This window comes from Bacillus cereus group sp. Sample62 (assembly GCF_036851315.1).
Classification (GTDB): domain Bacteria; phylum Bacillota; class Bacilli; order Bacillales; family Bacillaceae_G; genus Bacillus_A; species Bacillus_A wiedmannii.
In genome coordinates, this window is sequence record NZ_JAFLPK010000001.1 from 69,208 (window position 1) to 82,500 (window position 13,293).

The following is a 13,293-nucleotide window of genomic DNA, read 5'->3' on the forward strand; positions in this document are numbered from 1 at the left end:
TGCCGTGAGAGGAGGTTAGGAATGAATCGTATCTTCCGTAATACCATCTTTTATTTACTGATATTCCTAGTAGTAATTGGAATCGTGAGCTATTTTAATGGTTCGACACAAAAAACGACATCAGTTAGCTACGATAAATTCATTACTAAACTAGAAAAAGGTGAAGTGCGTAATGTGCAACTTCAACCGAAAAATGGTGTATTTGAGGTAAAAGGACAATTTAACAACTCTAGCCAAGGAGAACAATTTGTTACTTATGCACCAAATACTGAGGAATTACAAAAGAAAATTAATGACAAAGCGCAAGGTGCTGAAGTTAAGTATCAACCAGCAGAAGAAACAAGTGCTTGGGTAACGTTCTTTACTTCTATCATTCCGTTTGTCATTATCTTCATTTTATTCTTCTTCTTATTAAACCAGGCTCAGGGCGGCGGTAGCCGTGTTATGAACTTCGGGAAAAGTAAGGCGAAGTTATATAATGACGAAAAGAAAAAAGTTCGTTTCAGAGATGTTGCTGGAGCGGATGAAGAGAAACAAGAGCTTGTTGAGGTAGTTGAATTCTTGAAAGATCCTCGTAAGTTCGCTGAAGTTGGTGCCCGTATTCCGAAGGGTGTTCTATTAGTAGGACCTCCAGGTACAGGTAAAACTTTACTAGCACGTGCCGTTGCAGGTGAGGCAGGCGTTCCGTTCTTCTCTATCAGTGGTTCTGATTTCGTAGAGATGTTCGTCGGTGTCGGTGCATCACGTGTACGTGATTTATTCGAAAATGCAAAGAAAAATGCTCCTTGTATCATTTTCATTGATGAAATTGATGCAGTAGGACGTCAACGTGGCGCGGGTCTTGGTGGTGGCCATGATGAGCGTGAGCAAACGTTGAACCAATTACTTGTTGAAATGGATGGATTCGGTGCGAACGAAGGTATTATTATCATCGCTGCAACAAACCGTCCTGATATTCTTGATCCAGCGTTATTACGTCCAGGTCGTTTTGACCGTCAAATTACAGTAGATCGTCCAGATGTAAATGGCCGTGAAGCTGTGCTGAAAGTACATGCTCGTAATAAACCGCTTGATGATCATATCAACTTAAGAGCAATTGCAACTCGTACACCAGGATTCTCTGGTGCTGATCTTGAAAACTTATTAAACGAAGCTGCTTTAGTAGCTGCGCGTCAAGATAAGAAGAAAATTGATATGAGTGACATTGATGAAGCAACGGATCGTGTTATTGCAGGTCCGGCTAAGAAAAGTCGTGTTATCTCTGAAAAAGAACGTAATATCGTTGCATTCCATGAAGCTGGCCATACTGTAATTGGTGTTGTCCTTGATGAAGCAGATATCGTTCATAAAGTAACAATTGTCCCTCGTGGTCAAGCTGGTGGATATGCAGTAATGCTTCCGAAAGAAGATCGTTACTTCATGACAAAACCAGAGTTACTTGATAAAATCACTGGTTTACTTGGTGGTCGAGTAGCTGAAGAGATTGTGTTTGGTGAAGCAAGCACAGGTGCTCACAACGACTTCCAACGTGCGACTGGTATTGCAAGACGTATGGTTACGGAATTCGGTATGAGTGATAAGCTTGGACCGATGCAATTCGGTAGCTCACAAGGTGGTCAAGTGTTCTTAGGAAGAGACTTCCATTCAGAACAAAACTATAGTGATGCAATTGCACATGAAATCGATGTGGAAATGCAAACTATTATAAAAGAATGTTATGCTCGCGCGAAACAAATTCTTACTGAAAAACGTGATAAGCTAGATATTATTGCGAAAACGTTACTTGAAGTAGAAACGTTAGATGCAGAGCAAATCAATCATTTATATGATTACGGCAGATTGCCAGAGCGTCCAACATCTTCAGATGATGTGAAAGTAAACATCAATATGAAGAAGGACGATGAAGAATCAGAAGATAAGTAAGAGATGAAGGAGTGACGATGGTCACTCCTTTTTTTATTTGTGGAACGAAATGAAGTAGAAAAAAATTTAAGTAAATCTGGTATTAAAAATTGAAATAGAGCGTAATCTTTTTGTAAAATGATGAGGATAGAAAAGCTGATTATATAAGTATGTGTGATATGATGTTTTTATAAGTTTTATACATACTGCACAAATATAGATTAAATAAGATAAGTGGTGAGAATATGATTTTTGTATTGGATGTAGGGAACACAAATGCTGTGCTAGGCGTGTTTGAAGAGGGGGAACTTCGTCAACATTGGCGCATGGAAACAGATCGTCATAAGACAGAAGATGAATATGGAATGCTTGTAAAGCAATTGCTTGAGCATGAAGGTCTTTCGTTTGAAGATGTGAAAGGTATTATCGTGTCTTCAGTCGTACCACCAATTATGTTTGCTTTAGAGCGCATGTGTGAAAAGTATTTTAAAATTAAACCGCTTGTAGTAGGTCCTGGAATAAAAACGGGGCTAAATATTAAATATGAAAATCCACGTGAAGTAGGCGCGGACCGAATTGTAAATGCAGTAGCAGGAATCCACTTGTATGGAAGTCCGCTTATTATTGTTGATTTCGGTACGGCTACTACATATTGTTATATTAACGAAGAAAAGCATTATATGGGTGGAGTTATTACGCCGGGAATTATGATTTCAGCAGAGGCTTTATATAGTAGAGCGGCAAAACTTCCTCGTATTGAAATTACAAAACCAAGCAGTGTTGTTGGAAAGAATACGGTAAGTGCAATGCAATCTGGTATTCTTTATGGTTATGTTGGACAAGTGGAAGGTATTGTTAAGCGTATGAAAGAGGAAGCTAAACAAGAACCGAAAGTTATTGCAACAGGTGGATTGGCGAAATTAATTTCAGAAGAATCGAATGTAATTGACGTTGTAGATCCATTTTTAACATTAAAGGGTTTGTATATGTTATATGAGCGTAATGCAAATTTACAGCATGAGAAAGGTGAATAAATGAGTATGAAAGATTATTTAGTAAAAGCGTTAGCGTTTGATGGGGAAGTGCGTGCATATAGTGTACGTACTACAAACACAGTAAGTGAGGCGCAAAGACGTCATGATACATGGAGAACAGCTTCAGCGGCACTTGGTCGTTCTTTAACTGCAGGTACAATGATGGGCGCGATGTTAAAAGGTGACCAAAAGTTAACGATTAAGGTAGAAGGTAATGGTCCGATTGGTCCCATCTTAGTAGATGCTCATGCGAATGGGGATGTACGTGGTTATGTAACGAATCCACATGTTGATTTTGAAGGAACGGAACAAGGGAAATTACGTGTATATCAAGCGGTAGGTACTGAAGGATTTGTAACAGTAATTAAAGATATTGGTATGCGTGAGCCGTTTATTGGTCAATCTCCAATTGTTTCAGGAGAATTAGGTGAAGACTTCACGTATTATTTTGCAGTTTCTGAGCAAACACCATCTTCTGTAGGAGTCGGCGTTCTTGTAAATGGAGATGACAGCGTATTAGCAGCAGGTGGATTTATCCTTCAAATTATGCCAGGTGCACAGGAAGAAACAATTTCATTCATTGAAGATCGTTTGCAGAAGATTCCTCCTGTATCAACGTTAATCGAACAAGGGCTTTCTCCAGAAGAGTTACTGTATGCAGTTCTTGGAGAAGATAAAGTAAAAGTATTAGAAGTGATGGATGTTCAATTTAATTGCACATGCTCACGCGAACGTATTGAGAGTGTGTTAATTAGTTTGGGTAAAACAGAGTTAGAGCAAATTCGTGAAGAAGAAGAAGAGACAGAAGTTCATTGTCATTTCTGTAATGAGCGACACAAGTTCTCTAAAGAAGATATTACAAATTTAATTGAGAGTTTGTAATAAGGGAAGTGAGGGAATCCATCCTCTAAATAAATTGACAAACAGGGAATTTTCTGACAAAATCTAAATATAGATAAAACCAATAAAAATACTCGGTGTTAGGAGTGACAGGAATGCGAGTGGCACAATCAGTTTCAGAATTAATCGGGAAAACGCCGATCGTTAAGTTGAACCGCATCGTAGAATCAAACAGCGCAGATATATACTTAAAATTAGAATTTATGAATCCAGGGAGCAGTGTTAAAGATCGTATTGCATTAGCTATGATTGAAGATGCTGAAAAAAAAGGATTATTAAAAGAAGGCGATACAATCATTGAGCCAACAAGTGGTAACACAGGAATTGGTTTAGCGATGGTAGCGGCCGCTAAAGGATATAAGGCAATTTTAGTAATGCCAGAAACAATGAGTATTGAGCGTCGTAATTTATTACGTGCTTACGGTGCAGAATTAGTATTGACTCCAGGGCCTGAAGGAATGGGTGGAGCGATTCGTCAAGCGACTGAATTAGCAAAAGAGCATGGCTACTTTATACCACAACAGTTCAAAAATCAATCGAATCCAGAAATTCATCGTTTAACAACAGGGCCAGAAATTGTTGAACAAATGGGTGAACAATTAGATGCGTTTATTGCAGGTATTGGTACAGGTGGAACGATTACTGGTGCTGGTGAAGTACTGAAGGAAGCGTATAAAGATATTAAAATTTATGCAGTAGAACCTGCGGATTCACCAGTACTATCTGGTGGGAAACCGGGTCCACATAAAATCCAAGGAATTGGGGCGGGATTCATCCCAGAGACATTGGATGTAGAGGTATATGATGAAATTGTTCAAGTAAAAGCAGAGCAAGCATTTGAATATGCAAGAAGAGTGGCTAAAGAGGAAGGTATTTTAGTGGGTATCTCTTCTGGAGCAGTTATTTATGCAGCAACAGAAATTGCGAAAAAGTTAGGTAAAGGGAAAAAGGTACTTGTTATTATCCCAAGTAACGGTGAACGTTATTTAAGTACACCGCTTTATCAATTTGAGTCTTAATTATATGTGATTGAAAAAGCATCCTTGAAAAGGATGCTTTTTCTTTTTGGATTGGAAATAGGAAAAGAGTGAATGACTAGAAAACTTCATGTAAAATAAGAGGTAGTATAATTAATTTATTTTCACTAGCCTTCGAGTATAACCACTTTATATACATAACGAATGTAGTTTGAGGTGGTTAATCTAAGAGGGTGGGATAAAAGAAGACGGGGTGTTGATATGCAACGAAGAAAATCTTTAGCGCTTTCTATTCCATATCAGTTAGATTTCTTTAAGCAGTATAAATTTCTTTCTAAGGATAAACCGCAACATATTTTGTTAGAGAGTGGACGTGGCGGTCGTTATAACATTGTGGGGTTGAACCCAGTGGCGGTAATCCGAGGGAAGGGTGAAACGTTACATATAAGCGAAAGTGGTAAGGAAACAATAAAGCAAGGAAACCCATTAGATTTAATGCAGGAATATATGGAGCGATGGAAAACGGACTATAATCCGGAATATCCTCCATTTCAAGGTGGTGCAATTGGTTACTTTAGTTATGATTGCATCCGTTATATTGAAAAACTCCCTTCCCTTGCGGAGGATGATATTAATATACCTGATATATTCTTTTTATTATTTGATGATGTGTTTGTTTATGATCAAAAAGAAAAAGTATTATGGATTATTACACATTATGTAGATAAGCATGAAGAGGCAAAAGAGCGATTAAATGAATGGAAGATTCTTTGGGCGACAGAAGCGCCAGAAGTGAATATACCTTTTGCGTGCCCTGAAGAGAAAAGTGAAACAGTTGCTTTTACAGAAGAAAGCTTTATGAAGGCGGTTGAATGTATTCAAGAATATATTGGGGCTGGTGATGTGTTCCAAGTAAACTTGTCGACAAGGCAAGAAAGAACGTTACAAACACACCCACTAGAAATCTATACAAGTCTTCGTGAAATTAATCCATCTCCATATATGGGTTACTTGGAGCTCGGGGATTTTCAAATTGTTAGTGGATCGCCAGAGTTGCTAATTAAGAAAGAGGGAACTGAAGTAAGTACAAGACCGATTGCTGGAACGAGATCTAGAGGGGCGAATGAGCAAGAGGATGAAGAATTAGCAAAAGAATTAATTGAGAACGAAAAAGAAAGAGCAGAGCACGTCATGCTTGTGGATTTAGAACGAAATGATTTAGGGCGTGTTTGTAAATATGGCACTGTAGAAGTAGATGAATTTATGGTAATTGAGAAATACTCACATGTTATGCATATTGTTTCTAATGTGCGTGGTGAGGTGGAAGAAGATAAAGATGCTTTTGATTTAGTGAAGGCTGTATTCCCTGGGGGAACAATTACTGGTGCCCCGAAAATACGTACGATGGAAATTATTGAAGAATTAGAACCTGTTCGCCGAGGGATTTATACAGGTTCAATCGGGTGGATCGGTTATTCTGGAGATACAGAATTGAATATTGTAATTAGAACACTGCTTGCTAAAGATGGAAAAGCACATGTACAAGCAGGAGCGGGAATTGTAATTGATTCGAATCCGGAAAATGAATATAAAGAGTCGTTAAAAAAGGCGATTGCTTTATGGCGTGCAAAAGAACGTAGCGAAGAAACGGTTAGGTGAGAGAAATGATATTAATGATTGATAATTATGATTCTTTTACATTTAATTTGGTACAGTTTCTTGGAGAACTTGGACAAGAGCTTGTTGTTAAACGTAACGATGAAGTGACTATTTTAGATATTGAGAATATGAAACCAGACTTTTTAATGATTTCGCCAGGTCCGTGTAGTCCTAATGAAGCAGGTATTAGTATGGAGGTTATTCAATACTTTGCTGGAAAGATTCCGATTTTTGGGGTTTGTCTCGGACATCAATCCATTGCACAAGTGTTTGGTGGAGAGGTTATACGTGCGGAGCGCTTAATGCATGGGAAAACGTCGCTTATGCATCATGACGGAAAGACGATTTTTTCGGACATCCCTAATCCGTTTACTGCGACACGTTATCATTCCCTTATCGTTAGGAAAGAGACGTTACCTGATTGCTTAGAGGTAACATCTTGGACAGAAGAAGGGGAAATTATGGCGCTCCGTCATACAACATTACCGATTGAAGGTGTGCAGTTCCATCCGGAATCAATTATGACTTCCCACGGGAAAGAGTTGTTGCAGAATTTCATTCGTAAATACAGTCCAAGTGTGACATCATGTTAATTTACGTAAATGGTGAGTATGTAGAAACAAGTGAAGCGAGAATTTCTCCTTATGACCATGGTTATTTATATGGTCTTGGAGTTTTTGAGACGTTTCGTATTTATAATGGTCATCCTTTCTTATTGGATGATCATTATGATCGTTTAATAGATGCACTGCATACATTGCACATTAAATGGACAATGACGAAAGATGAAGTACTCCTTATTTTGAAGAATTTACTCGTTAAGAATGAATTAGAGCATGCATATGTACGTTTTAATGTATCAGCGGGTATAGATGAAATTGGATTGCAAACGGAAATGTATGAAGAGCCGTCTGTTATTGTTTTTATAAAACCTTTAGCAGCCCCCGGAGATGTAGTGGAAAAAGAAGGGGTTGTTTTAAAGCAAGTGCGAAATACACCAGAGGGTGCGTCTCGCTTAAAGTCTCATCATTATTTAAATAACATTTTAGGAAAACGTGAAATTGGAAATGTTGTGAATAAGGAAGGTATTTTCCTTACTGAAACAGGTTATGTTGCAGAGGGGATTGTTTCGAATCTCTTTTTCGTGAAGGGTGATATTTTGTATACACCTTCGTTAAAAACAGGGATTTTAAATGGTATCACTCGTGCGTTTATTATAAAGGTTGCTGAAGAGCTGGGCATCGAAGTAAAGGAAGGTTTCTTTACAAAAGATGAATTACTTTCAGCTGATGAAGTTTTCGTAACAAACTCGATTCAAGAAATTGTTCCACTTTATCATATAGAGGGACGGGATTTCCCGGGTAAAGTAGGTATGGTTACAAAAAGGTTTATGAATCTTTACGAAATGCAGAGAGAGAAATTGTGGAGCAGAAATGAATTGTGAAGAGGAGATGTGTAGTTTGAAGTGGGATTATGATTTGCGCTGCGGCGAATATACATTGAACTTAAATGAAAAAACTTTAATTATGGGGATTTTAAATGTAACACCAGATTCGTTTTCCGATGGTGGGAGTTACAACGAGGCAGAGGCTGCGGTGCGCCATGCGAGAGAAATGCGAGATGAAGGTGCCCATATTATTGATATCGGCGGTGAATCTACTCGCCCGGGTTTTGCTAAAGTATCAGTGGAAGAAGAAATCAAGCGAGTTGTTCCGATGATTCAGGCGGTTGCAAAAGAAGTGAAATTGCCTATTTCTATCGACACGTATAAAGCTGAAGTTGCAAAACAAGCAATCGAAGCTGGCGCTCATATTATTAATGACGTTTGGGGAGCGAAGGCGGAACCGAAAATCGCTGAAGTTGCAGCTCATTACGATGTACCTATTATCTTGATGCATAATCGCGATAACATGAATTACCGCAATTTAATGGCTGATATGATTGCTGATTTATATGACAGTATTAAAATTGCTAAAGGTGCTGGTGTGCGAGATGAGAATATCATTTTAGACCCAGGCATCGGTTTTGCTAAAACACCTGAACAAAATTTAGAAGCGATGCGTAATTTAGAACAGTTAAACGTACTGGGTTATCCAGTTCTCTTAGGTACTTCAAGAAAGTCCTTTATTGGACATGTGTTAGATTTACCGGTAGAGGAACGTCTTGAGGGAACAGGAGCTACTGTTTGTCTCGGCATTGAAAAGGGCTGTGAGTTTGTTCGTGTTCATGATGTGAAGGAAATGGCACGTATGGCTAAGATGATGGATGCGATGATTGGTAAGGGGGTAAAGTAATTGGATAAAATTTATGTTCATGATATGGAGTTTTACGGTTATCATGGTGTATTCCCAGAGGAAAATAAATTGGGTCAGAGATTTAAAGTGGACTTAACGGTGGAGTTGGATTTGAAACAGGCAGGAGAAAGTGATGACTTAGAGCATTCTGTCAATTATGGGGAGCTTTTCGAGTTATGTAGAAAAGTTGTTGAAGATAGAACGTATAAGCTTGTAGAGAGTATCGCTGAAAATATTGCTGCAGATATATTGAAACAATATGAGAGTATTTTCCGTTGTACAATTAAAGTAATTAAACCAGATCCGCCGATACCTGGGCATTATCGTGCTGTAGCAGTGGAAATTACGAGAGAACGTCCATGAATAATATAGCTTACATTGCATTAGGTTCAAATATCGGAGAACGTTATACGTATTTAACTGAAGCGATTCAGTTTTTAAACAAAAACCCGTATATCCAAGTTAACGATATTTCATCTGTATATGAAACAGAGCCAGTTGGCTATACTGACCAAAGTTGCTTTTTAAATTTAGTTATAAAAATTTCTACCAATTTATCACCGCAAGAATTATTGAAAATTACACAAAGAGTAGAGAATGATTTAGGAAGAAAAAGGGAAATTAGATGGGGTCCGAGGACCATCGACCTTGACATTTTACTATATAATCAAGAAAATATTGAAGCAGAGAATCTTATTGTTCCGCATCCGCGGATGTTCGAAAGAGCTTTTGTTATCGTTCCGTTGTTAGAGATTAATCAAGATATAAAACAAAACATTTCACGTTCACAAGTAGAAGAAATGAAAAGGCGAGAGGGAGTAACGGTATGGAAGCAGAAAAATGGGGAAGACGCATTCGTGCTTTTCGAAAGCTAAAAGGTTATACACAAGAAGGTTTTGCGAAAGAGTTAGGGGTATCTGTATCTGTTTTAGGTGAAGTTGAGAGAGGGAATCGATCGCCTTCCCAAGATTTTGTAGTGGAAGTTGCTAAGGCATTAAAGGTTTCAGTGGAGGAATTAATGCCGAAGTGACTATGAAGGAAGGAGTAAGTCGAGTGTTAAAGATTGCAAATATTGAGATGAAAAACCCGGTTGTATTAGCACCGATGGCGGGAGTGTGTAACTCTGCATTCCGTTTGACAGTAAAAGAATTTGGTGCAGGTTTAGTTTGTGCTGAAATGGTAAGTGATAAAGCGATATTACTTAATAACAAAAGAACATTAGATATGTTATATATTGATGAAAGAGAAAAGCCATTAAGTTTACAAATTTTTGGTGGAGAGAAAGAAACTCTTGTAGATGCTGCGAAATATGTAGATAAATATACGACAGCAGACATTATTGATATTAATATGGGTTGCCCAGTACCGAAAATCATTAAGTGTGACGCGGGAGCAAAGTGGCTTTTAGACCCAAATAAAATATATGAAATGGTAGCGGCAGTTGTAGATGCTGTTGAAAAGCCGGTTACAGTTAAGATGCGTATCGGTTGGGATGCAGATCATATTTTTGCAATTGAGAATGCAAAAGCTGTTGAGCGTGCTGGCGGACAAGCAGTAGCAGTTCATGGACGTACACGAGTGCAAATGTATGAAGGGAAAGCGGATTGGGATATTATTAAACAAGTAAAGCAAGCTGTAAATATCCCGGTTATCGGAAATGGTGATGTCGAAACGCCGCAAGATGCAAAGCGTATGCTTGATGAAATTGGTGTAGACGGTGTTATGATTGGTCGCGCTGCCCTTGGGGACCCGTGGATGATTTATCGTACGGTAAAGTATTTGGAAACAGGTGAATTAATGCCGGAACCGACAGTGCGTGAGAAAATTGACGTATGTATGTTGCATCTAGATCGTCTTATCGATTTAAAGAATGAAAATGTCGCTGTAAGAGAGATGAGAAAGCATGCAGCTTGGTATTTAAAGGGTGTTCGTGGTAATGCAACTGTACGTAATGGTATCAATGCTTGTAATACGCGTGAGGACCTTGCGAATGTATTAGGTGCATTTGTAGAAGAAGTAGAAGCGAAACAACAAACAATTCACGTTGGTTAATAATAGATAGGGAAGATTGACATTCCTCTATACACTTCCTATAATTACGTGAAAGAAAGAAGAACTGCCAGCTAGTTGCTGGCAGTTTTTCTAGTTGAGTAGAAAATGCTATACTGTATATATTGTAAAAATTAATAGAGCTGGAGTGATATCAATACCATGGATAACATGAACCACGAAGAATTAAACGACCAATTGCTTGTTCGTCGTGAAAAGTTACATAACTTACGTGAACAAGGAATCGATCCGTTCGGTAAACGATTTGAACGTACAAATGCAACAAATGACTTATTAAGCTTATATGGAGAGTTCTCTAAAGAAGAATTAGAAGAGAAAGAAATCTCTGTTTCTATCGCTGGTCGTATTATGACAAAACGCGGTAAAGGAAAAGCTGGATTTGCACATATTCAAGATTTACATGGACAAGTTCAAATTTATGTTCGTAAAGATGCTGTTGGAGATGAAGAGTACGAATTATTTAAAACAGCAGATTTAGGTGATTTAGTAGGTATTGAAGGTAAAGTGTTCAAAACGAACGTTGGAGAACTTTCGGTGAAAGCAACGGGCTTTACACTATTAACGAAATCTCTTCGTCCATTACCGGATAAATATCATGGATTAAAAGATGTTGAACAACGCTACCGTCAACGTTACTTAGACTTAATCACAAGTATGGAAAGTCGTGAAACATTCGTTACTCGCAGTAAAATCATTCGTGAAATGAGAAGATACTTAGATGACAATGGTTATCTTGAAGTGGAAACACCTATGATGCATGCAATTGCAGGTGGAGCTTCTGCACGTCCTTTCATTACGCACCATAATGCGTTAGATATGGAATTATACATGCGTATCGCAATTGAACTACATTTAAAACGCCTTATTGTGGGTGGGTTAGAAAAAGTTTATGAAATCGGTCGTGTATTCCGTAATGAGGGTGTATCAACTCGTCATAATCCAGAGTTTACAATGATTGAATTATATGAAGCGTATGCTGATTATAAAGATATTATGAAACTAACAGAAAATATGGTTGCTCATATTGCGAAGCAAGTACTAGGTACAACAACAATCCAATATGGTGATTATGAAATTAATCTAGAACCAGAATGGACACGTCTTCATATGGTAGATGCAATCAAGGAACATTCAGGAGCAGATTTCTGGAATCCAATGAGTGTAGAAGAAGCGCGTGAACTTGCAAAAGAACATAATGTAGGTATTAAGGATACGATGGAAGTTGGTCATATTATAAACGAATTCTTCGAACAAAAAGTAGAAGATAAATTAATCCAACCAACATTTATTTACGGTCATCCGGTAGAAATTTCGCCACTTGCGAAAAAGAATGACGAAGATCCACGATTCACAGATCGTTTCGAATTATTTATCGTTGCGCGTGAACATGCAAATGCATTCACTGAGCTAAATGATCCGATTGATCAAAAAGAACGTTTTGAGGCGCAATTAAAAGAGCGCGAACAAGGTAATGATGAAGCTCACATGATGGATGATGATTATATTGAAGCTCTTGAGTACGGTATGCCTCCTACAGGTGGACTAGGAATTGGTATTGATCGTCTTGTTATGTTGTTAACGAATGCACCATCTATTCGTGATGTATTATTATTCCCTGCTATGCGTCATAAACAAGACTAAGCTTTGGAGATTTCTCCAAAGCTTTTTTTATTTGAGTATGAGCTACGTGGGGATAGTAGCCCTTGATGGTGCGAGAAATTATATTTATATAGAAGAAATGTGCTGTTTTTATACTTTTTAACTAAGTTAAAAATTTTATTAGAAAAACTATTGCATTTTAATAATCAAACTGGTATATTTATATTCGTTGCCACGAAAGGTAACAAGCAAAACAAACGAAAAACAACTTATTAAAAAAAGTTGTTGACGAAAACATAACGAAATGTTATATTGATAAAGTCGCTTCTGAGCGGCAGACGAGTTCTTTGAAAACTGAACGAAACAAACAACGTGAAACGTCAATTTTTATTTTTAGATGCTAGACAAACTAACTTTATTGGAGAGTTTGATCCTGGCTCAGGATGAACGCTGGCGGCGTGCCTAATACATGCAAGTCGAGCGAATGGATTGAGAGCTTGCTCTCAAGAAGTTAGCGGCGGACGGGTGAGTAACACGTGGGTAACCTGCCCATAAGACTGGGATAACTCCGGGAAACCGGGGCTAATACCGGATAATATTTTGAACTGCATGGTTCGAAATTGAAAGGCGGCTTCGGCTGTCACTTATGGATGGACCCGCGTCGCATTAGCTAGTTGGTGAGGTAACGGCTCACCAAGGCAACGATGCGTAGCCGACCTGAGAGGGTGATCGGCCACACTGGGACTGAGACACGGCCCAGACTCCTACGGGAGGCAGCAGTAGGGAATCTTCCGCAATGGACGAAAGTCTGACGGAGCAACGCCGCGTGAGTGATGAAGGCTTTCGGGTCGTAAAACT

Annotated in this window: 13 protein-coding genes and 1 rRNA gene (1 of these 14 only partly in view); all 14 read left to right on the forward strand. The window is 38.5% G+C overall.

Annotated elements, in window-relative coordinates; all coding sequences use genetic code 11:
* Positions 1-21: 21 nt before the first annotated feature.
* Positions 22-1,923: an ATP-dependent zinc metalloprotease FtsH gene (gene ftsH / locus J0835_RS00370; RefSeq protein WP_001079657.1), complete on the forward strand. Its 1,902-nt coding sequence runs from the start codon at positions 22-24 to the stop codon at positions 1,921-1,923.
* Positions 1,924-2,147: 224 nt separating this feature from the next.
* Positions 2,148-2,936 carry a type III pantothenate kinase gene (locus J0835_RS00375; RefSeq protein ID WP_000578367.1) on the forward strand — a complete coding sequence of 263 codons (789 nt, stop codon included), beginning with the start codon at positions 2,148-2,150 and terminating at the stop codon, positions 2,934-2,936.
* A gap of 6 nt (positions 2,937-2,942) precedes the next feature.
* The gene (hslO, locus tag J0835_RS00380; protein WP_087979113.1) at positions 2,943-3,818 is read left to right on the forward strand and encodes a redox-regulated molecular chaperone HslO; all 876 of its coding nucleotides are present in this window, start codon (positions 2,943-2,945) and stop codon (positions 3,816-3,818) included.
* A 113-nt stretch (positions 3,819-3,931) separates the two neighbouring features.
* A complete protein-coding gene (gene cysK, locus J0835_RS00385; RefSeq protein ID WP_064475161.1) occupies positions 3,932-4,855 on the forward strand; it encodes a cysteine synthase A in 924 nt (307 codons plus the stop codon).
* A gap of 219 nt (positions 4,856-5,074) precedes the next feature.
* Positions 5,075-6,472: an aminodeoxychorismate synthase component I gene (gene pabB, locus J0835_RS00390; protein WP_087979110.1), complete on the forward strand. Its 1,398-nt coding sequence runs from the start codon at positions 5,075-5,077 to the stop codon at positions 6,470-6,472.
* Positions 6,473-6,477: 5 nt separating this feature from the next.
* A complete protein-coding gene (gene pabA / locus J0835_RS00395; protein ID WP_087979111.1) occupies positions 6,478-7,065 on the forward strand; it encodes an aminodeoxychorismate/anthranilate synthase component II in 588 nt (195 codons plus the stop codon).
* Entirely contained in the window at positions 7,059-7,916 is an 858-nt protein-coding gene (gene pabC / locus J0835_RS00400) for an aminodeoxychorismate lyase (protein ID WP_087979112.1), read from the forward strand. Before pabA ends, pabC begins: the two co-directional genes overlap by 7 nt.
* Positions 7,906-8,766, forward strand: coding sequence for a dihydropteroate synthase (gene folP / locus J0835_RS00405; protein WP_140386632.1), 861 nt, complete (start codon positions 7,906-7,908; stop codon positions 8,764-8,766). Before pabC ends, folP begins: the two co-directional genes overlap by 11 nt.
* Positions 8,767-9,129 carry a dihydroneopterin aldolase gene (gene folB / locus J0835_RS00410; RefSeq protein WP_000358076.1) on the forward strand — a complete coding sequence of 121 codons (363 nt, stop codon included), beginning with the start codon at positions 8,767-8,769 and terminating at the stop codon, positions 9,127-9,129.
* Positions 9,126-9,641 carry a 2-amino-4-hydroxy-6-hydroxymethyldihydropteridine diphosphokinase gene (gene folK, locus J0835_RS00415; protein ID WP_001059453.1) on the forward strand — a complete coding sequence of 172 codons (516 nt, stop codon included), beginning with the start codon at positions 9,126-9,128 and terminating at the stop codon, positions 9,639-9,641. Before folB ends, folK begins: the two co-directional genes overlap by 4 nt.
* Positions 9,593-9,796, forward strand: a complete 204-nt coding sequence (locus J0835_RS00420) for a helix-turn-helix domain-containing protein (RefSeq protein WP_000387029.1) — start codon at positions 9,593-9,595, stop codon at positions 9,794-9,796. The genes folK and J0835_RS00420 overlap by 49 nt, the downstream gene beginning before the upstream one ends.
* A 23-nt stretch (positions 9,797-9,819) precedes the next feature.
* Positions 9,820-10,818, forward strand: a complete 999-nt coding sequence (dusB, locus tag J0835_RS00425) for a tRNA dihydrouridine synthase DusB (protein WP_000912237.1) — start codon at positions 9,820-9,822, stop codon at positions 10,816-10,818.
* Positions 10,819-10,977: 159 nt separating this feature from the next.
* Entirely contained in the window at positions 10,978-12,477 is a 1,500-nt protein-coding gene (gene lysS / locus J0835_RS00430; RefSeq protein WP_000369672.1) for a lysine--tRNA ligase, read from the forward strand.
* A gap of 373 nt (positions 12,478-12,850) precedes the next feature.
* A 16S ribosomal RNA gene (locus J0835_RS00435) occupies positions 12,851-13,293 on the forward strand (it continues 1,109 nt past the right edge of the window).

Coding starts and splice junctions, on each gene's coding strand:
- ftsH (WP_001079657.1), top strand. CDS start 22: ATGAATCGTATCTTCCGTAATACCATCTTTTATTTACTGATATTCCTA.
- J0835_RS00375 (WP_000578367.1), top strand. CDS start 2,148: ATGATTTTTGTATTGGATGTAGGGAACACAAATGCTGTGCTAGGCGTG.
- hslO (WP_087979113.1), top strand. CDS start 2,943: ATGAAAGATTATTTAGTAAAAGCGTTAGCGTTTGATGGGGAAGTGCGT.
- cysK (WP_064475161.1), top strand. CDS start 3,932: ATGCGAGTGGCACAATCAGTTTCAGAATTAATCGGGAAAACGCCGATC.
- pabB (WP_087979110.1), top strand. CDS start 5,075: ATGCAACGAAGAAAATCTTTAGCGCTTTCTATTCCATATCAGTTAGAT.
- pabA (WP_087979111.1), top strand. CDS start 6,478: ATGATATTAATGATTGATAATTATGATTCTTTTACATTTAATTTGGTA.
- pabC (WP_087979112.1), top strand. CDS start 7,059: ATGTTAATTTACGTAAATGGTGAGTATGTAGAAACAAGTGAAGCGAGA.
- folP (WP_140386632.1), top strand. CDS start 7,906: ATGAATTGTGAAGAGGAGATGTGTAGTTTGAAGTGGGATTATGATTTG.
- folK (WP_001059453.1), top strand. CDS start 9,126: ATGAATAATATAGCTTACATTGCATTAGGTTCAAATATCGGAGAACGT.
- J0835_RS00420 (WP_000387029.1), top strand. CDS start 9,593: ATGGAAGCAGAAAAATGGGGAAGACGCATTCGTGCTTTTCGAAAGCTA.
- lysS (WP_000369672.1), top strand. CDS start 10,978: ATGGATAACATGAACCACGAAGAATTAAACGACCAATTGCTTGTTCGT.